At 43.0% G+C, this 19,771-nt stretch carries 23 protein-coding genes and 9 tRNA genes; 21 read left to right on the top strand and 11 right to left on the bottom strand.

Annotation, left to right across the window (positions count from 1 at the left end; translation table 11 throughout):
• Positions 1 to 53: 53 nt before the first annotated feature.
• From DN730_RS18055 to DN730_RS18020, 8 genes are all read left to right on the top strand, one after another.
• Positions 54 to 144: transfer RNA gene (locus DN730_RS18055), tRNA-Ser, on the top strand.
• Positions 145 to 185: 41 nt separating this feature from the next.
• Positions 186 to 261 (top strand) — tRNA-Asn (locus tag DN730_RS18050).
• A 1-nt stretch (position 262) separates the two neighbouring features.
• Positions 263 to 339, top strand: a tRNA-Pro gene (locus DN730_RS18045).
• A gap of 22 nt (positions 340 to 361) precedes the next feature.
• A tRNA-His gene (locus DN730_RS18040) sits at positions 362 to 437 on the top strand.
• 13 nt (positions 438 to 450) lie between these two features.
• A tRNA-Lys gene (locus DN730_RS18035) sits at positions 451 to 526 on the top strand.
• A gap of 43 nt (positions 527 to 569) precedes the next feature.
• Positions 570 to 645, top strand: a tRNA-Asn gene (locus DN730_RS18030).
• Between the two features lies 1 nt (position 646).
• Positions 647 to 723: transfer RNA gene (locus tag DN730_RS18025), tRNA-Pro, on the top strand.
• A gap of 30 nt (positions 724 to 753) precedes the next feature.
• A tRNA-Lys gene (locus DN730_RS18020) sits at positions 754 to 829 on the top strand.
• Between the two features lie 270 nt (positions 830 to 1,099).
• On the opposite strand, the gene DN730_RS18015 is transcribed toward DN730_RS18020, so the two are convergent.
• The 7 genes from DN730_RS18015 to DN730_RS17985 all read right to left on the bottom strand — a co-directional run bounded on the left by DN730_RS18015 (position 1,100) and on the right by DN730_RS17985 (position 5,177).
• Positions 1,100 to 1,183 (bottom strand) — tRNA-Tyr (locus DN730_RS18015).
• 51 nt (positions 1,184 to 1,234) lie between these two features.
• Entirely contained in the window at positions 1,235 to 2,188 is a 954-nt protein-coding gene (locus DN730_RS18010) for a ProQ/FINO family protein (protein WP_115469528.1), read from the bottom strand.
• 180 nt (positions 2,189 to 2,368) lie between these two features.
• Positions 2,369 to 2,839, bottom strand: coding sequence for a hypothetical protein (locus DN730_RS18005; RefSeq protein ID WP_115469527.1), 471 nt, complete (start codon positions 2,837 to 2,839; stop codon positions 2,369 to 2,371).
• A 5-nt stretch (positions 2,840 to 2,844) separates the two neighbouring features.
• The gene (locus tag DN730_RS18000) at positions 2,845 to 3,066 is read right to left on the bottom strand and encodes a cell division protein ZapB (RefSeq protein ID WP_115469526.1); all 222 of its coding nucleotides are present in this window, start codon (positions 3,064 to 3,066) and stop codon (positions 2,845 to 2,847) included.
• A gap of 53 nt (positions 3,067 to 3,119) precedes the next feature.
• Positions 3,120 to 4,316 (bottom strand): flagellar assembly protein FlgT, encoded by a 1,197-nt coding sequence (locus DN730_RS17995; protein WP_115469525.1) that lies wholly within the window; start codon positions 4,314 to 4,316, stop codon positions 3,120 to 3,122.
• Complete coding sequence (locus tag DN730_RS17990) at positions 4,316 to 4,933, bottom strand: LPP20 family lipoprotein (protein ID WP_115469524.1); 618 nt, start codon at positions 4,931 to 4,933, stop codon at positions 4,316 to 4,318. The genes DN730_RS17995 and DN730_RS17990 overlap by 1 nt, the downstream gene beginning before the upstream one ends.
• 64 nt (positions 4,934 to 4,997) lie before the next feature.
• A complete protein-coding gene (locus DN730_RS17985) occupies positions 4,998 to 5,177 on the bottom strand; it encodes a hypothetical protein (RefSeq protein ID WP_115469523.1) in 180 nt (59 codons plus the stop codon).
• A gap of 206 nt (positions 5,178 to 5,383) precedes the next feature.
• Here DN730_RS17985 and DN730_RS17980 point away from each other — a divergent pair, with 206 nt between their 5' ends.
• From DN730_RS17980 to DN730_RS17945, 8 genes are all read left to right on the top strand, one after another.
• Positions 5,384 to 6,367 (top strand): hypothetical protein, encoded by a 984-nt coding sequence (locus DN730_RS17980; RefSeq protein WP_115469522.1) that lies wholly within the window; start codon positions 5,384 to 5,386, stop codon positions 6,365 to 6,367.
• Between the two features lie 79 nt (positions 6,368 to 6,446).
• Complete coding sequence (locus DN730_RS17975; RefSeq protein ID WP_115469521.1) at positions 6,447 to 7,112, top strand: alpha/beta hydrolase; 666 nt, start codon at positions 6,447 to 6,449, stop codon at positions 7,110 to 7,112.
• Between the two features lie 11 nt (positions 7,113 to 7,123).
• Entirely contained in the window at positions 7,124 to 7,954 is an 831-nt protein-coding gene (locus tag DN730_RS17970; protein ID WP_115469520.1) for an inositol monophosphatase family protein, read from the top strand.
• 113 nt (positions 7,955 to 8,067) lie between these two features.
• Positions 8,068 to 8,529: a DUF2489 domain-containing protein gene (locus DN730_RS17965; protein ID WP_115469519.1), complete on the top strand. Its 462-nt coding sequence runs from the start codon at positions 8,068 to 8,070 to the stop codon at positions 8,527 to 8,529.
• Positions 8,529 to 8,900 (top strand): hypothetical protein, encoded by a 372-nt coding sequence (locus tag DN730_RS17960; protein WP_115469518.1) that lies wholly within the window; start codon positions 8,529 to 8,531, stop codon positions 8,898 to 8,900. The genes DN730_RS17965 and DN730_RS17960 overlap by 1 nt, the downstream gene beginning before the upstream one ends.
• Before the next feature lie 21 nt (positions 8,901 to 8,921).
• Positions 8,922 to 9,749, top strand: a complete 828-nt coding sequence (locus DN730_RS17955) for a mechanosensitive ion channel family protein (RefSeq protein WP_115469517.1) — start codon at positions 8,922 to 8,924, stop codon at positions 9,747 to 9,749.
• Positions 9,750 to 9,840: 91 nt separating this feature from the next.
• On the top strand, positions 9,841 to 10,038 hold the full coding sequence (locus tag DN730_RS17950) for a transcription elongation factor GreB (protein ID WP_115469516.1): 198 nt from the start codon (positions 9,841 to 9,843) through the stop codon (positions 10,036 to 10,038).
• A gap of 83 nt (positions 10,039 to 10,121) precedes the next feature.
• Positions 10,122 to 11,315: a hypothetical protein gene (locus DN730_RS17945; RefSeq protein ID WP_115469515.1), complete on the top strand. Its 1,194-nt coding sequence runs from the start codon at positions 10,122 to 10,124 to the stop codon at positions 11,313 to 11,315.
• Here the strand turns inward: DN730_RS17945 and gmtX are convergent.
• The 3 genes from gmtX to DN730_RS17930 are packed head-to-tail and all read right to left on the bottom strand — an operon-like array spanning position 11,312 to position 14,968.
• The gene (gmtX, locus tag DN730_RS17940) at positions 11,312 to 11,914 is read right to left on the bottom strand and encodes a gamma-mobile-trio protein GmtX (RefSeq protein ID WP_115469514.1); all 603 of its coding nucleotides are present in this window, start codon (positions 11,912 to 11,914) and stop codon (positions 11,312 to 11,314) included. The two genes, DN730_RS17945 and gmtX, sit on opposite strands and share 4 nt — an antisense overlap.
• Positions 11,915 to 11,923: 9 nt before the next feature.
• Entirely contained in the window at positions 11,924 to 14,641 is a 2,718-nt protein-coding gene (gene gmtZ / locus DN730_RS17935) for a gamma-mobile-trio integrase GmtZ (RefSeq protein WP_115469513.1), read from the bottom strand.
• 15 nt (positions 14,642 to 14,656) lie between these two features.
• The gene (locus DN730_RS17930) at positions 14,657 to 14,968 is read right to left on the bottom strand and encodes a helix-turn-helix domain-containing protein (protein WP_115469512.1); all 312 of its coding nucleotides are present in this window, start codon (positions 14,966 to 14,968) and stop codon (positions 14,657 to 14,659) included.
• A gap of 97 nt (positions 14,969 to 15,065) precedes the next feature.
• Between DN730_RS17930 and DN730_RS17925 the strand changes: the two genes are divergently transcribed.
• From DN730_RS17925 to DN730_RS17905, 5 genes are all read left to right on the top strand, one after another.
• Positions 15,066 to 15,581, top strand: a complete 516-nt coding sequence (locus DN730_RS17925; RefSeq protein WP_147290595.1) for a hypothetical protein — start codon at positions 15,066 to 15,068, stop codon at positions 15,579 to 15,581.
• Between the two features lie 20 nt (positions 15,582 to 15,601).
• Positions 15,602 to 16,975 (top strand): DEAD/DEAH box helicase, encoded by a 1,374-nt coding sequence (locus tag DN730_RS17920; RefSeq protein WP_158541237.1) that lies wholly within the window; start codon positions 15,602 to 15,604, stop codon positions 16,973 to 16,975.
• 36 nt (positions 16,976 to 17,011) lie between these two features.
• Positions 17,012 to 17,485 (top strand): transcription elongation factor GreB, encoded by a 474-nt coding sequence (gene greB, locus DN730_RS17915; RefSeq protein ID WP_115469509.1) that lies wholly within the window; start codon positions 17,012 to 17,014, stop codon positions 17,483 to 17,485.
• Between the two features lie 186 nt (positions 17,486 to 17,671).
• Positions 17,672 to 19,195 (top strand): type I restriction-modification system subunit M, encoded by a 1,524-nt coding sequence (locus DN730_RS17910; protein ID WP_115469508.1) that lies wholly within the window; start codon positions 17,672 to 17,674, stop codon positions 19,193 to 19,195.
• On the top strand, positions 19,185 to 19,649 hold the full coding sequence (locus tag DN730_RS17905; protein ID WP_115469507.1) for a restriction endonuclease subunit S: 465 nt from the start codon (positions 19,185 to 19,187) through the stop codon (positions 19,647 to 19,649). Before DN730_RS17910 ends, DN730_RS17905 begins: the two co-directional genes overlap by 11 nt.
• A 34-nt stretch (positions 19,650 to 19,683) precedes the next feature.
• Here the strand turns inward: DN730_RS17905 and DN730_RS17900 are convergent.
• Positions 19,684 to 19,771: integrase core domain-containing protein (locus DN730_RS17900; RefSeq protein ID WP_147290581.1), on the bottom strand; the 88-nt coding region annotated here is incomplete at its 5' end.

Raw genomic sequence — 19,771 nt, 5'->3', positions numbered from 1 at the left:
AAAAAAGTGTTGCACTGAAATTTAGAATCCGTAATATACACCTCGCTCGCAACGGAGGGGTGGCAGAGCGGTTTAATGCACCGGTCTTGAAAACCGGCGAAGGTTAGTAGCCTTCCGAGAGTTCGAATCTCTCCTCCTCCGCCATCTTCCTTTTAGGAAGTTAGTTGTGAGTAAAAATTAGTTGTTCCCTGATAGCTCAGTTGGTAGAGCAAATGACTGTTAATCATTAGGTCACTGGTTCGAGTCCAGTTCAGGGAGCCATCGGAGTATAGCGCAGTCTGGTAGCGCGCCTGCTTTGGGAGCAGGATGTCGGGGGTTCGAATCCCTCTACTCCGACCACTAATTATATCTAATGGTGATGGTGGGCGTAGCTCAGTTGGTAGAGCTATGGATTGTGATTCCATCGGTCGTGGGTTCGAGCCCCATCGTCCACCCCATTACCGCATAGTTGGGTCGTTAGCTCAGTTGGTAGAGCAGTTGACTTTTAATCAATTGGTCACTGGTTCGAATCCAGTACGACCCACCAACTATGTTCTGAAACTTCATGTTTCTCCTATTTCTGATTCCATTCCCTGATAGCTCAGTTGGTAGAGCAAATGACTGTTAATCATTAGGTCACTGGTTCGAGTCCAGTTCAGGGAGCCATCGGAGTATAGCGCAGTCTGGTAGCGCGCCTGCTTTGGGAGCAGGATGTCGGGGGTTCGAATCCCTCTACTCCGACCATCAGAAATCTTGGTGTGACAACCAAAGAATGGGTCGTTAGCTCAGTTGGTAGAGCAGTTGACTTTTAATCAATTGGTCACTGGTTCGAATCCAGTACGACCCACCATTCTTCTTTTCTTCTCTCTTCTAGATATCTAAAATTTACTGCTTACTGCTTACTGCTTACTGCTTACTGCTTACTGCTTACTGCTTACTGCTTACTGCTTACTGCTTACTGCTTGTGTTCGTAAAAGCAGAGCGTGCTGAGTGAGAGTGACGGTTCTGTGGTGATAAGTTTATGTGTAGTGTAGGCGTGGTGGCTTGTACGAAATCTGGATGTTGATTGGGTAGTAAGTAAGGTCTTGATATTTGGCGGAAAAGCCGAAGAAAAGAGAAATGGTGGAGGGAGGTGGATTCGAACCACCGAAACTTTCGTGGCAGATTTACAATCTGCTCCCTTTGGCCACTCGGGAACCCCTCCACAGCAGCGCGGCATATAGTATAGGCCGCGCTGTACTTTGTAAATACTTTTTTAGTTTTTATTTAGCAATTGCGCCAATTTAGCCTGCATGCGCTCTGCTGGAGATAGGTTGTCAAATTGAGGGTCTGACTTTGGCTCAGCTTTTGGTTTTCTTTGAGGGTGACCTTTTTGGTCTTTGCCCTTGCCTTTATGTTGAGCGGCTTGGTTTGGGCGTTTGCCTTTTGGCATAGGCTTTTTCTGCTCGTTGGGCTTTTTGGCATTCGGTAGTGCTGGCTCGTTACTGACCGCAACACCCTCTAGATCGATACGAGGTTGTCCCGACAGGAGGCACTTTTTGTAACGATCGGATCGTGTATACGCTGCCATAGCGCGCTTCTGCTTACTCTCATTAAACTCTTCATCAAGTGTCATATCTTTGTCGATACCGACTTTGAGAGGTCGAGGGTTGTTCCAGTCGAACGCTTTAGGGTAACGCTCTTCGAGCATACGAATAAGTCGACGGTTGTTCTTTTGGTTTTTTTGGCGTCGCTTCTCTTCTGCACTGAGGGCTGGTTTCTCAGGAGTATTGCTAGTGGCAGGTGCAGCAGAAGTTTGCTCTACTTCTGTTGTTGTAGCCGTCTCTTGTTCATCAGCGTTAGGCGTAAGATTTTGTTCAGTAGTCATAGGAGATTCTTTCGTTTCTTCGTGGTCTGCGTTGGTCCCAGTGCCTTGTTCTTGATGAAGTAGGTCAAAACTGAGTTGGTTGTCTAAGTCAGTGTCAGCCGACTTATTTTGCGAAGGGTTCAGTAGATCAAGAGAGTCTTCAATGTAGAGCTGCAATTGATCTTCGGTTGAACGCTTAGTCATAGAGGATAGTAAATCCAATGTTGCATCGCTTGGGCGCGGCACGTCCAGGTGATTGTTTGGGGCGTTTTCATTTAAACGCTCAATTTCCTTCTTTGCATCAGCGAGCTGCGCGATCAGGTCATCGATTCTTTCTTCTAAAACTGTGATTAATCGATTCATAAAGATTAATTTCCAGATGATCTGTTGGGTAGAGGCACCTTTGGCGCTTCATCACGACCAACCATTTCATTGAGCTGCTTTGTTGATGGCAACACGATTTCAACAGAGCTTGAATCCCACCAGCGATATGCGCCAACTAGGGCGATGCTAATAGTAAAAATTAAAAACAACTTCATTATATTAGAACGTTAGTCCTACACCAATTGTCGCGTGTTTGTCGTAGGCGGTGTTGTTGCTGCTGTTAAGCACTTTCATGAAAACATCGAGGCGTGTGTTGTTCGTTACGCCAAAACGAATGCCTGCTTCAGGGTAAAACGCGGTGTTGTCTACTAAATAAGCGCCGACCCCGACGTAGCTCCAGATAGGGATGCTACCTCCCCAATAAAACATTGGTGTAGGTGTGTAAAGGCGTGTGCCAACGGTTAACGCGCTTTCAAAGCTATCACGTAGAATAAAAGAAAACCCACCATATAAAGATAGGCTTCGTGGGTAGGTGTATTCCACAAGTGCGTTGATCATGCTCGCAGTGTGGCTTGTTGCGGTTGATGGTTTGCTAAATACATAGTCGTAGCTAACCAAGCTAGAAAATTGTCCAGCGGCTGATGCGCTGGTAGCCCCTGCAAGTAATGCCGCTGAAACAAGTTTCTTCATTGTGTTTAATCCAATTGATTTAGCTTGTTGAGCATCTGGTTTAGGCTATTTTCCCAGTTGCTTTGTAATTCAGATTGTTGGTTAAGTTTACTGGAGATTTCTTCTTTCTCTTCAGTAAGCTCGTAATTTTGCATTTCTAATTCAGAGATACGTTGACGTAATGTTGAAATTTCTTCTACGGCAGCGTTAATACGTTGTTCTAGGTGGTGAAGTAATTCGTTGTTCATGTAACTGTAGTCCTAGCTAATGGGTGCATAGATAAGAGCCTGATTTTAAGGTTTTACCAGGCAATCACAACATCTTGTTGTTGTACATTGAGTACTCGCGCATCAACTGCGAGCTCGCCAATGGCAAAATTTGGCTGTACTTGAGTAATAGTAACATTGATGTTGGCATTATTAAGTTGTGTTTGCGCGTTTTGTAGCTGGTCAAATATCTCATAACGACGAAAAACTTGAAACTGGTCGCCTTTTTTTATTCCTGCTAAGGCTCCGGCTCCGATATGTATTTTATTGCCTTCGGTTCGGAAAATATTGGCTACAAACGGTTGGCAGCGAAGTTTGTCGCTAGTGTCGATGGCTATGCTTTTAAGGGCTTGTTGAACGACTTTACCGTAGTGAATTGTCCAAAATTTGGCGGTTCCGAAACCTACTTTGTCACTCGTATCCGTATCCCATTGGCCTACTTCGTTGTATTGCTGTTGAAATATAAGGGCTCCGCTGAAGCCGTCATATATGTATAGGTCTAATACGAACTTGCGTTGGTGGTCTTCTTTGTTTGCCCAGCTTAGGAGTTTGCTCAAAGGAGTCTTTTGGCTCGGGTGTTTGGGGTAAAGCTCGCTAATATCACGAATGACGCCACTGATGACATATTGCACCCCCAGATCCTCTCCGATGCGGGTGACATCTGTAAGTGCGCCATTATTCGTCATTGAGGTGGGAGCGTTGATGATGTCTGGGTAGACGGCAAGATTAGTAGCTGCTAAGGCGTATAAATAGCCTTGCGTATTGATTTCATCCGCTAAGCTTTTGGGTAGTTTTCGTGGAATTTGGTGGAGGGCCCCTAGGCTTGCTTGTTGTGGTGTTTGTAAGGCAAATGCGGTAATGCCTACCGATTTTCGGTATGGGTTGGTAGTGCCATTTTGGCACATACTTTCAGGTGAAATATCGGCTTGAATAACGACGCTGAGTAAATCGTCGTTGATTGATTCGGATAGAATCTTGGTGTTAGTTGCTCTTCCCGAACTTTGGATGGATGTATTAGACGACAGCGAACCATTGCTTATCGCGTCATGAGAACGAACCCGGGAGCTAGCTTGTAAGGTCGCTTGTTTGATGGCCTGCTGGGTAGCTCGGTAGCGAGCATCATCGATATCTTGGTTATAGATGATTGCTTCACCTTGAGCTTCTATTGTTTGAGCAATTGCTGAAGACGTTATGATGCTCAGCAAGAGCGTCGTGAAAAGCAGCTTAATCATTATTCCACACTATAAAAGGAAGAGCGTTTTGATGCAGGCGTGGTCACAGAAGAGCTCATATTATAATTAGAACGAAGTTGGCAAGTTGGGTTTGCACGAATGCTTTCAGGTGAGCTCACGCATTCACGAAAATTTTCTTGCAGTGCCATTTCTACAACTGTCTCGAAGGTGCCGTCTTCAAGTTCTCGTTGAGAAACGACCTTAGCTCCGACTAAATAGGCATCAACATAGGTGCGTAATTCGTCGTGTTGCATCATCATATTGCTCAATGAACTGGTACCGTCGATTTTTAGACCGTATACACGTTCAGAAAGGTTGCGATAAGCATCCAACTTTGAGCCTCGCAAAGACATCAATCTAGCCTGTGCCTTGGATAAGCTCTTGCTGGAAATGGGTGCAGAATAGCCTGTAGCGTTGATAATAATTGGGTCTTTTGGAACGACATCAATAATTTCAATGTCACGAGTGTCTTCTTCTTTTTCCATCGAATTGCTAATCATGCCATTCGTGCACGGAGCGATTGATGTGCATTGAGCATCCATGCGCGGAGCGCCGCTACAGGCGGTCAAAGCGATTGCAGCGCCGATCAATGCTATTAATTTGCCCATATGGCTCATTTGGAATCCTCCATAAAGTAATGTGCTATCGTAAATTGATTGGCAAATTACGATTAGCGCTAGCTCAGTGAACTCTGTAAATTACAACTTTCTTTGTAGGCTTGGGCGCAGGCTTTGCCATGGCTGTCTCTCCAGCGGGCGTTGCCATCATTTCTCTATCGTTCTGATAGTAATGGTTATAGGTGCAGCCTTGTAGACCAAATAGCGCCAAAGCTGACATCAGTAACAGTTTATTCGCGTGCATCGCAAAACCTCAACATTCATTTTCTCTTATAGTTTACGGTCAATACCACCCATTCTTGAAGTAAATTTAATTTCCGTTCAACTATTTTGCTGTCATTGGAGTCATCACAGCCTATATGACAATAACAAAAGTGTTTCAATTCTCTGCGCTGGTTAAAAAATAGACGGATACTATACTTAGCGTTGCGAGAGTGAAGGGGGTGTATTATGAATGCTTTAGAATTCAGTTATCTAAGTAAAACACATAATCAACCAGCCTCATTGGCAGATCGTTTGCATTTTGATGTCGAGCAAACCTTGAAGGGATTATACGCCGATGAGTCATTAGTTGAGCGAATCGATGATTTGTATTTGCCGTTTGCACGTTGGGTAAGTCAGTATTCTAGACCGAGGAGAGGGCCGTTAATCTTGGGGCTAGCGGGGCCACAGGGGTGTGGTAAAACAACATTTAGTTCTGTCGTCAGCCATGTGCTTCGTAAGGGCTTTGATTTAAACGCGATTGTTGTGAGTTTGGATGACTTGTACTTGGCTCAGTCTGATCGACTAAGTTATGCGAAGTCTTGCCATCCATTGTTTGCGACGCGAGGAGTGCCTGGTACGCATGATACGGCACTTGCGTTAAGTATCTTTGATCGATTAAAAAGTTTGCAGTCAGGTGAGGTGATGTATGTGCCTACCTTTGACAAATCCCTAGATGATCGAAAACCGGTACACCGTTGGCAGGAAGTATCAGGTCCAGTTGATGTAATATTTTTCGAAGGCTGGTGTGTCGGAGCGACCGAAATGAGTGATGAAGCGCTTCAAACACCCATAAACAGACTAGAGCAAGATAAGGATTCAAATGGCGAGTGGCGTCGAGAAGTGAATCGACATCTTGCCTCGGATTATAAAGCTTTATTTGATTTAATCGATGTGCAGATGTGGATGCAGCCACCTAGTTTTGACATCGTATATGATTGGCGTAATAAGCAAGAGCGAGTGTTAGAAGAGCATTTGCTGGACATACATGGTGGGATTCTTGATACGCTTGATATCAAAGTTATGTCTCCAGAGGCGCTGAAGGGGTTCATGCAGTATTACGAGCGTATTACCCGCCATATGATTTGCTATATGGTTCAGCGCGCTGATGTGCGCTTTACTCTGTTGCCCGATCAGTCTATTGCGTCAGTACGATTGCCTGAATCCCATTAAGCAACCCTTATTTCACATCAAACAAAATATGGTAGGCTGTCACACTTTGTGATGGCCTATTTTTTTGGAGAGATGTTACGTGTCTGAGTCTTTAGAGTATATAACGGTTGATACATCAGGTAGCCCTACCCACGCGGTCATTTGGTTGCACGGATTGGGTGCAGATTGTCATGACTTTGAGGCCATCGTGCCGGAACTTAAGCTTCAAGACAAAGCTATTCGTTTTGTGTTTCCGAATGCTCCTATGCGCCCCGTCACAATTAATGGCGGCATGCCGATGCGAGCATGGTACGACATTCTTGAAATGACGTTGGATCGTAAGGTTGATATGGCGAATGTGCAAGAGTCAGCTGACCAAATAGAGCTGATTATCGCCGAACTGGGTCAGCAGGGTATTTCCAGTGAAAATATAGTGCTAGCAGGGTTTTCTCAGGGGGGCGTTATTGCCTATCAAGTTGCTCTACTAGGTAAGTACCCTTTAGCAGGTGTGATGGCATTATCTACTTATTTGGCGGACGCTAGTTTAATCGGCGAGTCCGTAGGGCATCTTAATGAAGGTGCACCATTCCTGATTCAACACGGCACTCTTGATCCTGTTGTTGATCCGTCATTGGGGCAGCGCGCGAGTAACCTGCTGAGTGGTAATGGATTTGATGTTAAATATATGACCTATTCAATGCCACATTCTGTGTGTGCCGAGCAAATTCAAGATATTAGCAAGTGGCTACGTGAGCGCTGCGAGTAGGAGTTGTCGCCATGGTTGATCAATCTGCTCAAAAGTGGCTTGAAAGCGCTAAAAACTGGGCGTTTCAGGCAGGGGAAATCATACGAAACGGACGTTCGAACGGACAGTTTCAGCATGACTACAAGTTGGGTCACGAGCTGGTGACGTCTGTTGATCTGGCTGTGGATCGCTTTCTTTGCGAGCAGATTCAGACAGTATTTCCAGAGCACCTTATATTCTCCGAAGAATCTTCACCAGATTTAACCTTAGCATTGAATTCGGGCGTTCCCGTTTGGGTGATCGACCCGATAGATGGAACCGTTAATTTCGCGCAAGGTTTATTGCATGTGGCCGTTTCGATTGCGGTGTACTACCAAGGATATCGTATAGTAGGGGTGGTTCATGCGCCTTTCTTAGAAGAAACGTATCATGCTGTAAGAGGAGGTGGCGCGTGGTTAAACGACCAGCCTATCTCTGTCAGTAAGCGTAGCGAACTCCGTAATGCGGTGGTTGCAACGGGGTTTCCTTACCAGCGAGATAGTTTGCCAGAGCTAATTCAATGTGTTGCCGCGGTATTAGGGCAATGCCAAGATATTAGGCGTAATGGCTCGGCTGCACTCGATCTTTGTGCCGTCGCTTGTGGTCAGATGGATGCTTACTATGAAAGCGTTAAGCCTTGGGATATGGCGGCGGGAGCACTTATAGCAGAAGAAGCCGGTGCGGTAGTCGGGAGCTTTGGTGGACAAAGGGCACAATGGCCAACAGCTCTGAACGGAGACAACCTGCTCGTTTCTACTCCTAAACTCTTTACGCCTCTTGAAGCTTTGTTGGTAGAGGCGAAGGGACTTCCCTCGCAAACGTGAAAATACCCGTCACACTGCGTAATATCGAGTTGTGAAAGGTTGCTTTTGCTGATCCTAATGGCAACCCTGTGTAGAATGAAAACTCATTAATTGTAGTAATACTCGGGAGCGCTATGTCTATTAATGCTTTTTATATCATATTGGCTATTTGCGTTGTTGTAATAGTGGCCTCGGTTTACTTTATCGCGAAGCAGCTAAAACAAAACAAAGAGCGGGCAGCTCGAATAGCAGCTGGTGAAGCTCGCTTGAAAGAAGAGCGTGCAAAACGAGTGGATAGTATTCGGATCATAATGAAAGCCATTGAGGAAGATGAGAAACTCAACTGGACCGAAGCGTCAATTCGAGTCAAAAATCTGTTGGATCAATTGAGTATAGATTTATCTGAGCATGAAGATGTTCAGGCTATCTATGAGATGGAAGAGAGTACTCAGCATATTCCAACACATGAACAATGGAATACTCTGCCGCTGTCAGCGCGAAGAAAATACCAAGCCGAAATGGAAGCCTTAGAGAGAAAGCATCTCGAACGCTTGCGTCGTGCAAAAGTATATTTAGCGAATTATTCGTTTGAGTAATGGTTGTTCAGTTAGCGCTTGGCGCGTTTATAGGTTTTGTTCTTCTTATTTCATTGTTGGTGTTTTTTGTTAAGCATCAGCATCGTGCTCCGTATTATCAGTTAGACGCCAAGGGGTGCGTTGCTATATTGAACGACGCTGTGAATGGAGACTTGCTTGAGTACGAGTGGCATATTTTTATCGGTATGACGGTGCGTTACGACGCCGAAATTGAAGCTCTTCGGTGTGAGTGCGCTTGCATTGACGACGAGTTTGTCATTAATACTTTTTATAAAGATGGTAAGGCTTATGTTGTGTTTGCTAAAGAGGGCTTGTTGCGTCTTCAAACGCTCCTTGATGAGTGGCAGCACAAAGTGGATTATTTGGCTTAAATGGAAACAGGAAAGGTAATTATGAGTGAAATACAGAGTTTATTTGAACAGGGGAGTGAGTGGCTACCTTGGCTGACTGAGAAAAGCATCAGCATTGTAGCGGGCATACTGATCCTATTTGTTGGTAAATGGCTGGCTCGACGTATCGCAGATTGGTTAGAAAAACGTATGTTGGCGTCGAAAGTGGACAAGGCGGTTGCAGGTTTCTCCTCAAGTATTTTATACGCCTTAATGTTTGCTGCCGTTGTATTAATGGCATTGGGACAAATTGGTATTCAAACGACCTCCTTCATTGCGATTCTTGGTGCGGCAGGTTTAGCGGTTGGTCTTGCTCTACAGGGCTCGCTGTCGAACTTCGCATCTGGTGTGTTAATGATTCTGTTGCGCCCTTTTAAAGCGGGCGATTTTGTTGAAGTAGCGGGACAAATGGGAACAGTGGATCGCATTGAGCTGTTTCATACTTACATGAAAACCTTAGATAACCGCAGTGTTATCTTGCCGAATTCATCAGTAATGGATGACACAATCATCAATTACTCTGCGCAGTCTACACGTCGTTTGGATTTGACTATCGGTATAAGCTATGACGCCGATATTCGCCAAGCTCGGGATTTGATGAAAAATATTTTAGATAACGAAGAGCGTGTTCTGCCTGATCCAGCGTACATGATTTTTGTCTCAGAATTGGCTGATAGTTCGGTTAACTTTAGTGTTCGAATCTGGGTGAAATCAAGTGATTTGCTGCAGTTTAAGTCCGACTTTTTAGAGAAGGTTAAGTATACCTTTGATGAAAATGGTGTTGGTATCCCGTACCCACAAATGGATGTGCATTTATCCAAAGCAGACTAAATTATTTAAACTGCTAATGTGGCGTCGCGAGTGATCGCGGCGCCATTTTTTTGCATACGTTACGTTGAATTGATGGTCTTTGAGAGGTTTTATGAGTCGGTATCGCCCTCCAGGTGCACCCAAAGCTGCCTACATAACGAAAGCTGGTGCGGATAAATTGTTGGCGGAGTTGAAGTATCTTTGGAAAGAAAAGCGTCCAGCAGTAACCCAAACAGTGAGTGATGCAGCTAAGCTTGGTGATCGCTCTGAAAATGCCGAAACATTTAAAGAACCTCAACTAATGTACTAAAATCTAAAATATCCTTAAAAAACAATTGACTAAAAATAGTATAGATACTATTAATGGTATACTAATTTTGTTGAGGGTATCTAGTGCTTTTATTCTTATCTGAACTTTCTGATGAAGAGATCAATGTAGTTAGTGACTATTGGCAGATCGATGACGCTAACGGAGACTTCGCCTACCCGATTGGCAATGTCTCAAAAAAACATGGTTACACCCCCACAAGACTATCTAATCTTCTATCCAGTGCACCAAAAGTTGGGATCTACGAGTTAGACCGCTGCTGCCCTTCATGCAGTAATGCCATTACTTTTAGTAGCCGATCAGAACTAAAAAAATATATAAACCTTGCCCCTAAGTCTCTCTGCGAAGAGTGCATCTCAACAATTTTGAAAGTATGTGAGGAAGAGGCTAATAAAAAAATAGAGGCTCTTTTAAATGACCTTAGGGATAATGTTGATCTTCAGGAAGTCCCATATCATTTAAAGGTCTGTTTATATTTATTGTTGACCAAATTTAAGGAGGAAGGAGCAAAAGAATATGACTCTAAGAGGCCTGTCTTGTCGGGTAGTTCTTGGATAGAGGATAAGATCTATTCGGAGCTTTGCTCATCTCTTCTATTAATTAATTTGCATGAAATAAAGACTAAAAAATTAAAATTTTATGACGAATTTATTCCTAGAGATGTTGATTTGGATTTAGATTATTTGATTCTTAATGGGTATTTAAGTAAGCCAAAATATTGCGAGAGTAAATATAAAGATTTATTTTATCTGAAATCAAATTCGTTGGAATTGTTTTTATCTCAATTGTCAAATTTAGTTTATGATCGGAAGCTATCCATTGATGATATAAAAGAATTGAAGTTGTTTATTTCTGATATTCTTGTAAGAAGATTGCGATATATTATTGTGAGTTATCTTGAAAGACTTAATATTCCATATGATGACAATAAAAAGCTTAACTTTAAGATTGTTGATATGATAGAGAAATATTCACTTCATCGGTGTTGTTGGTTGGTTTTTAAAACGCTGAAAAGGCTTGAGGTCTTCCTTAAAGATAAAGATATTCCAAAATATAAACTAAAGCATATGTTCTTAAAAATACTGAATGCAATTGAGAAGGAAAAAACTCCTAAAGGAGAGTGTGATCCTGAAATTAAGTATGAATCTTATTTTGAGAAATTTATTTGTATGCGTTTGCTGGAAAAAGAGATATTAAATTTTAATTATCTTAGTTTAAAAGAAATAATGGCTGTGGTTGCTAATAAAACCACAGGCTAAAGATTCTTTAGGCATTTCTTCAAGGCCGTCGCGGTGCCTATCGGGAAGACGATCTTGTTATTTATGTCTTTAAAGGCCCCCATAGAGTCTATGCTGAGAGATAGCTTATTTAAAATCCGCTCACTCAGTAATGACTCTAGGGCCCTTCTTTCAAAGTCTTCTAATTTTTCTACATTACCATCATCTGATCTATGGTCTCGGATTTCAATTAAACTATTCGGCGGTATTATTTCGTTTAGTTCAGACTTTAACCGCTTGTTCTCATGGATTAGTTGTCGAACTAGTATTTTGGTTGTAGGATCGGTGATTTTTTCAACCCAATCCTCTTCAGTCCTGTTGAGTTTCTTAGGATTTTTGTTTTCAGCTTCTTTTTTGAAGTATGCTATTAACTGTTGATACTTCTCTCCTGACTTATTTCTAATTGATTGTGCTCTTGGTACGCCTTTATCTTGGCCTATTCTTGATATAGTTGAGTATGAGAAGTCTGTCTCTCCATTATTTAATTGAGTTAGGCAGACATGATAAATAGCATCTAGGCTCTGCTGAGCTCTTTTACTGCTGTTATTTTTTAACTGATCCAGAAAATATTTCGCGTTCAAAATTTTACCCTAATTTGAAATTTTTTTATTTGCTTCTTCTAATGATGACTTTATGGTTAATTGAATTTCTGAGGGTTCAATTTTTTCTGATTCACCAAGATCAATAAGCATTATGTTTCCCGTGACAAGTTCACTTACTCGTTTCCAGGTTCCAAGTCTTGCTTTAAGTAAGCTGCATAACTGGTTTCCCACATGAAACTGCTGATCTTCTGATAGCATAAATAAGCTTGGGGCAATGTTGTTTAAAGAGGCCATCCGATCAAGCAGTTGACTCCTAGGGTAGATAGCTCTTTTGGCATTCGATGAAGTGTAGATTGTAGCATTCTCACAAATTTCTTGAAGCTGCTCAAATTGGCTGGACTCCTCAATTTGGATGATTGCCTCTGCATCATCAGATTTAATTAACGTCGGAAATTCACTACTTTCGTTATCTAGGCTTGTTGTACTCAAGCACTTCTTCACAAGGGAGTATGATGACTGTAAATCACATAAGAACATGTCTAGTTTTTTTGCCGCACTTTCATATTCTGATTCTGTGTGCCTTAAACTCTGTTCAATTACATTCCTATTTGATGCAGGCGCTTTTTCACCCTTTGTATGAGCAATAAATTCGGCTTCGTCTAAGGTGTTTAGCTCATCTTCAATTTTCTCAATGTTTGTTTGGATACGATTGCAGATATCTGATTGCTCATTTGCCTCAAGCAATATTTCATTCGTTATTGAAAGTAAGCCTCCTATAAAGGCTGGCCCCGTTATAAAGTGTCGACATCGGAGGCAGTTTTGGTTGCCAAGGTAGCCTTGAGGTACAGGCGATCTTATTTGGCTGCTATTTATTTCCTCTCCACCGTCATGACATTGAGATGCAGCAAATGGACAAATGCCATAGTCTCTAAAAATGAAATTCCCAGCAGGAGTCGTGTTTGTCAATGATCTTAATAGGTCATCATTATTTGAGATCAGAGTGTTTTTTACAGACTCAATCTGATTTCTCTCAATGACTTTTTGAGTTTCGACCGCTTGAGATTGAAGAGCTATTTTTTCTGCTGCTTCGAGCTTCTTTCGGATTTCTGAGTTTGAGATCTTTACATAGTAAATCGACATGACTATGGAGCTGTGGCCGACTATTTTCATTACAACTTCGATTGGCAAGCCCTTTTCCATTATATATGCAGTGATTAAACTGACTCGCATCGAATGGGGAGTGTAAACAGACTTGTAATGACTTAAGTTTGACTTTATCGACTTAAACTCTGCAAGCTGTAAATCCTTTGGCTGAATATTGTATAAGGTCGCAGCAAGTCGCGTTGTTAATGCTGATGATGGATTTTTAGGCTCTTGGTCTGAGAACGCTCTAAATAAAAAACAATTCTTTCCTTTTGCTTTTAGCTGAGCTTCATTCAAGTTAGTTCTAGTCAGTGAAGACCAGTAGGTTGGCTCATGTATAGGGTTGTATTTCTGTTGCCATTTTCGTAACCGGACTAGCCAGTAGGCTAAATCATCAGGCATGTATGGAATAGAATATCCTTGTCCATTGTTACTAGTCTTATTTGTGGTAACAAACATCCCAATTTCATTATTACCATAGTCTTTGATAAAGGATTGATGCTTTGTTGTATTCGCAAGGGGGCCCGTATTTTCGAGCCATATGATATTTCCAGCTTTATCAACATCCGCTATCTTCGCGTCTCCTTCGCCAGAGTCATTGTAGGCAATCTGTCTACCACGCAGTGGCACTCTTAAGAGAGCGTATAGGTGGATCCAGTCAGTTGGGCACCAGATATGGTATTTTCCACCAATGATTTTAAAGACGCAGTCAGGGTCAAATTTGTCAATTACGCTTGAATCTACTTCGATCCAATCCGCATCAAATATTTGAAGGTGTTTAAGAGAACGAAAGTTTTTAGCATTGTTAGGAAGAAGCCACTCGCTAGCTTTTTTGACAAAATGATAAGGTAAGCAAGCTTTGTTGGACTCTGCACGATTAGGGTTGGTGACGCTTGCATCGGTTAAAAATAGTTTAAGCGGATTTCTTGCACCGGTAATTCTGAGTATCTCTCCAGTTTCTTCATCTTCGATTGTAAGGTGATTGTCTAAAACATAGTCTAAGAATTGGTTAGTACTTTTTAGGATGTTTCCTTTCGTGTTATCACTAAAAGCTTCTAGTTCCGCGTTGAGAGGTTTTAGAAACGGCTTTTCTAGCATCATGAAATGCTCAGGGCTTTCAGCAATATCATATTTTTCAATATAAAGACGAACGAAACGACATAGAGCTGTTACTTTACTCTGTCCACCACGGGCATTCTTCATGAACTCTTCAATATGCTCACGCCACTTTTGATAACCCTCTGTTATGTAGCGCGGTTGAAAAGGTTGCTCTTTTCCTAAAAAGATAAACCAGTCTTCCCATTGGTTTCCATATACAGTTTGGGGATCATAAGGTAATGTCGGATCACTGTACTCTCGAAGAAATTTTTTGTATTCGGCCTGGCTTTTAAGACCTATTGGCTGGATTAACTTTTTAAGTGACTGGTAATCGACAAATTCTGGAATATCAAAAAAGTCGCAGTAACTTATCCATTCTTCACGGTAAGTTCGCTCGAGGTTTGCAGGAAAACCAGGGTGCTTTTTATACTCTGCGCGATACTCAACGGAATTGCGTATTCCAAGTTTCTTACATTCTTTCTTGAGTTGTCTAAGTGTGTATGAGTGGTGTTGAACAGCGTGCATAGAAGAGTTTCCGGTCTAGTCTTTAACTTTTTCTAGTATGATTTTTAGAATGCTCTCTCGATCATCATTTGAAAGCCTGTTGAGTTGCTTAACAATTTCCGCCGAAGTTTCGTCATCACAGAAGAAGTAGCTCAAAGGCACATCTAACTCCTTAGCTATAGATCTGAGTATCTCAATGTCGGGAGCGTGTTTTCCCTTCTCATATTGATTCATGCGTGCACTGGCCACATTTTCATCCATGCCTGTGCGTATTCCGAGTTCACGCTGACTGAGGCCTTTACGTTTCCTTGCTTCTTTGAGCCGAATAGGTATGGGGTTAGGTTGCACTCTGTTCTCATTGTTCTCTGCCAATAGTGACTAAGATTTTCTTAGTTTCTCTTAAGTCTGTATACTAAGCAATCCTTAGTATTTTGAGATTCATGCTGTGACCTCCAAAATTCATGTGCATCCTACGATGCTCAATGTTATCCGATCCATTCTTCCTAAACGCCTTCATAGAGCAGATTTGATTGCAAAATCAATGTCATTTGAAGCATACGGCGATAAAGAGAAATCAGAAAAGTTTGTTGCTCGACAAGTCCATCGTCTTACGAAATTAGGCTTGCTTACATCGCATGGATCAAGAAACTCTCGATGGTATGAGCCCTCTGAAAGTCTTAAGAAACTAGTGTCGGATTTCTCTACAGAGGAGCCCTTAAATAGTAAGGCTGTATTGGATGAGTTAACTCTGGATGAAGCTAGGCTTGAGAATGAGGTTTCTCTGGCTTTATCAGAGCTAGAAGAGATGCGGGTGTTGTCTGTGCGATTCCCGATTTTATCTGCTGATGCCGAAGGAATGATCTCCAATGAACGCAGTCGAATTACTACATTGTATGGCAAGTTAAGCGCAGTCAGAAAGCTGAAGGCTTCCGCAGAAAGGTTAGAGGCAAAGCAATGTTGAGAAATTGGCAAAGAGATTGTGTGAATAGCGTCATTGATCATTTTGGCCATCACAAGCATTACTTTTGCTTAGCGACTCCAGGTGCAGGTAAAACGGTGATGGCTGCAACGGTGGCTAAAATACTTCTTGAAGCAGGGAGAATTGACTACATCGTGTGCTTGTCTCCCTCTCGAACAATATGTGAGTCAGTCAGCTCTACTTTCAAAAATCTGCTTGGAAGGCCTTTTTCAGGTCGTATTGGCTCAGTAGGAGTTTCCTTAACTTACCAGTCTTTACTAAATGGAGATCATTCAGTTTTAGCTGATTTGGTGAACAGTCGAGTTTTTGTTGTTCTCGATGAAATTCATCATTGTTCTGGCTCCGAATTTGTTCAGGGTAATGCGTGGGGAATTCAGTTATTGCGACAAGTATCGTCCTTAGCAACCTTTACCCTATCTCTTTCTGGTACGCCCTGGAGAACGGATGGGGATCCTATTACATTTGCCTCTTATGATGCTGAAGATTCAGGCCTTAGTTATCAATGGGAGTATGGTTTAAGCGATGCTGTAACAGACAAGGTTTGTCGCTTGCCAAAAGTAATCGCTTTAGATGCTACTAAGATTACCAAAAATGCTGATGGCTCTCACTTGTCCTACTCGTCTATTGCAGAGTTCTTAAAAGACAATGACAACAGTTATTTGGATCTTTTGTCCAATGAGTCGCTGACATTTGAGGTATTAAAGCGTGGTGTAAAACGTTTGAAGAGCCTGAGGGAAAGCTCCCCAGCTGCCGGTGGTTTGGTTGTAGCGGCTTCCTATTCTCATGCTCTATTTATTAAGCAAATGCTAGAGGACCATTTCTCTCAGGAAGTTGTTCTTGTGTCCTATAAAGATGACAACTCGATTAGGCAGATCGAAGAGTTTCGACAAGGAACAGAGCACTGGATAGTGAGCATCGCTATGGTAAGTGAAGGGGTTGATATCCCTAGATTACAGGTCTGTTGTCACTTGTCTGCAACGAAAACAGAACTTTACTTTCGACAGGTGCTGGGCCGCATCATTCGAGTGACGAAAGATCAAACAGACGAGTGTTTTTTCTACACTTTGGCAGAAGAGAATTTAATAAGCTATGCGCAGCGGTTAGAGCAAGAAGTCTCAGGATCTTACATCAAAGAGAATCTAACAGAAGAAAAAGTCGTTGCTCCACCAATTGTAGGAAGGCCAAGTAAACCAAAAGATCGCGATAATATCTCTGTAGTCTTTGGAGATGACTCTGAAATGGATAGAAAGGGCTTGTCATCGACTGATGAAGGTGTCGTTGGTTCGCCTTCTACTCTGGTATCATCGGTGCTATCAATCGATGGAATAAGAGAACGCGTGATTCAAGTGCTTATGAATTCGCAGCCTACTTTATGATATCTGCTTATTGTTGTATTCGTTAGGAATTCCCAAATGCGTAGAAAGTTAATTACCCGTGAAGGTCACCAGAAATTAAAGGATGAAGTTGACTATCTCTGGCGAAAAGAGCGCCCAGAGATTACGAAGATTGTCACTTGGGCTGCTGCCCTAGGTGATCGTTCTGAGAACGCAGATTATCAATACAACAAGAAAAAATTACGTGAAATTGACCGCCGTGTAAGGTTTCTACGAAAGCTTCTTGATGGTATTGAAATCGTAGATTATCACCCTCAGCAGGAGGGGAAAGTGTTCTTCGGAGCATGGGTTACGCTAGAAGATGACGACGAAAAAACGCTGGCTTTTCGAATTGTTGGTTCAGAAGAGATCTATGGTCGTGATGACTATATTTCCATTGATTCTCCCATGGCCCGAGCTTGCATAGGTAAAGAAGTAGATGACGAAATAATCGTTCGGACGCCAAGTGGAGAGAAGAACTGGTATGTGCTTGAGATCAAATACGAAAAATAGGTTATAGTCGACCTATACCGAAGCACGCACATGGAACAGTTCGCATGCCAAGCCCAAATTCCAAAGCGCATCACGACTCTATAATGTCGTTCAACACCCTTACTACTCCAGATATCTACCAATCCTCTTGGGTTGGTTTACTATTCTTTTTCAGCATTTTTGCTGACGTAATTTCAGAGCCTATTTATGAGCGATCAGATCAATCAAGACACGATTAACAAAGCCCTATGGAATGCCTGTGACACCTTCCGTGGCACCATCAGCGCAGATACCTATAAAGACTTTATCCTGACCATGTTGTTCTTAAAGTACATCTCAGATGTATGGCGGGATCACTACGATAACTACCAAGCGGAATACGGGGATGAGCCGGAGCTAATCGAGGAAATGATGAAGTCCGAGCGCTTTGTATTACCGAAACAAGCCAGCTTCTATACCCTTTGGGAACGCCGCCACGAGCCCGGCAACGGTGAGCGAATCGACCAAGCGCTACATGCTATCGAGGAAGCCAACGGCACCAAACTTAAAGACGCCGGTAAAAGCGTGTTCCAAGACATTACCTTCAACACGGACAAACTTGGTGACTCGAAGCAGAAAAATGACATCCTGCGTCATCTACTAGAAGACTTCGCCAAACCGGAATTAAGCCTAAAACCCAGCCGCGTCGGTACGCTGGACGTTATCGGTAACGCCTACGAATACCTGATCAAAAACTTCGCCGCCTCCGGTGGTCAGAAAGCCGGTGAATTCTATACTCCGCCAGAGGTATCTGACTTGATCGCCGAGCTACTTGATCCGCAACCGGGGGAAAGTATCTGTGACCCGGCCTGTGGTTCTGGCTCGCTACTAATGAAATGTGGTCGCAAAGTCGTCGCCAACCACGGTAGTAAGCAATATGCCCTGTACGGACAAGAGGCCATTGGCTCTACTTGGTCGTTGGCGAAAATGAATATGTTCCTGCACGGTGAAGACAACCACAAGATCGAATGGGGCGACACCATCCGTAACCCCAAACTGTTGGACAAAAACGGCGATCTCATGCTGTTTGATATTGTGACTGCCAACCCCCCATTTAGTTTGGATAAATGGGGGCACGATAGCGCAGAGAGCGATAAATTCAGCCGTTTCCGCCGAGGCATTCCCCCAAAGACCAAAGGCGACTATGCGTTTATCCTGCATATGATCGAAACCTTGAAGCCGGGCACCGGTAGAATGGGCGTGGTAGTGCCCCATGGCGTGTTGTTCCGAGGCTCCAGCGAAGGCAAGATTCGCCAACAACTGATCGAAGAAAACCTACTTGATGCAGTTATCGGCCTGCCAGAGAAACTGTTCTATGGCACCGGTATTCCGGCGGCTATTTTGATCTTTAACAAAGCCAAAACCGAAGATACCGTACTTTTTATCGACGCCAGCCGTGAGTTTAAATCGGGCAAAAACCAGAACCAGCTGAGCGAAGACAATATCAGTAAGATCGTCGAAACCTACCGAGCCAACACCAGTGTAGACAAATACGCCTACGTGGCCAGCCTCGACGAGATTAAAGAGAACGACTACAACCTCAATATCCCGCGCTATGTGGATACCTTTGAAGAAGAGGAAGAAATCGACCTGATGGCCGTGCGCGCCGAACGTGAACAACTGAAAGCGCAGATGGTAGAACTGGAAACTGAGATGGCTAAGTATCTTGAGGAGCTGGGTTATGGTGCCTGAGGAGTGGGAGGTTGTATCTATTGGTGATGTTGCAGAAGTCAAAGGAGGTAAAAGACTTCCCAAGGGTTACCAGTTAACGGATGAGAACACCGGATTTCCCTATATCCGTGTTACAGACATGTTTGACGGGGGAGTAGATACTGCAAGTATCAAGTTTGTTCCTAGAGATATTGCTGGGCACATCAAGAAATACAAAATAGGTTCAGATGATATATTTATCACTGTTGCTGGAACACTTGGTATTGTTGGTGAGGTTCCTCCATCCTTAGATGGAGCAAATCTAACCGAAAATGCTGATAAGCTCACTAATATTAAAATCAACAAGAAGTTTCTGATTGAGGTTCTACGGTCGCCAATTGTTCAATCTATCATCGATGCTGAAAAAACTGCAAATGCTCAACCAAAGTTGGCTTTGACGAGAATCAAAGGCTTTAGAATTCCAAAGCCCCGGTAATCCTCCCCTTTTTAATACAGCTTAAAAGTAGAGGTTATGCAGCCATTAGAGGTGGCTTACCTCCGTTGGCAGTATGTGGCCTTTCATGATTGTAAAACCACAGCCATTCTGTTGCATAGTCT

The organism is Marinomonas piezotolerans (assembly GCF_003362755.1).
GTDB lineage: Bacteria > Pseudomonadota > Gammaproteobacteria > Pseudomonadales > Marinomonadaceae > Marinomonas > Marinomonas piezotolerans.
The sequence above is the reverse complement of the archived record's forward strand: the minus strand, read 5'-3'. Positions and strand labels throughout refer to the sequence as shown.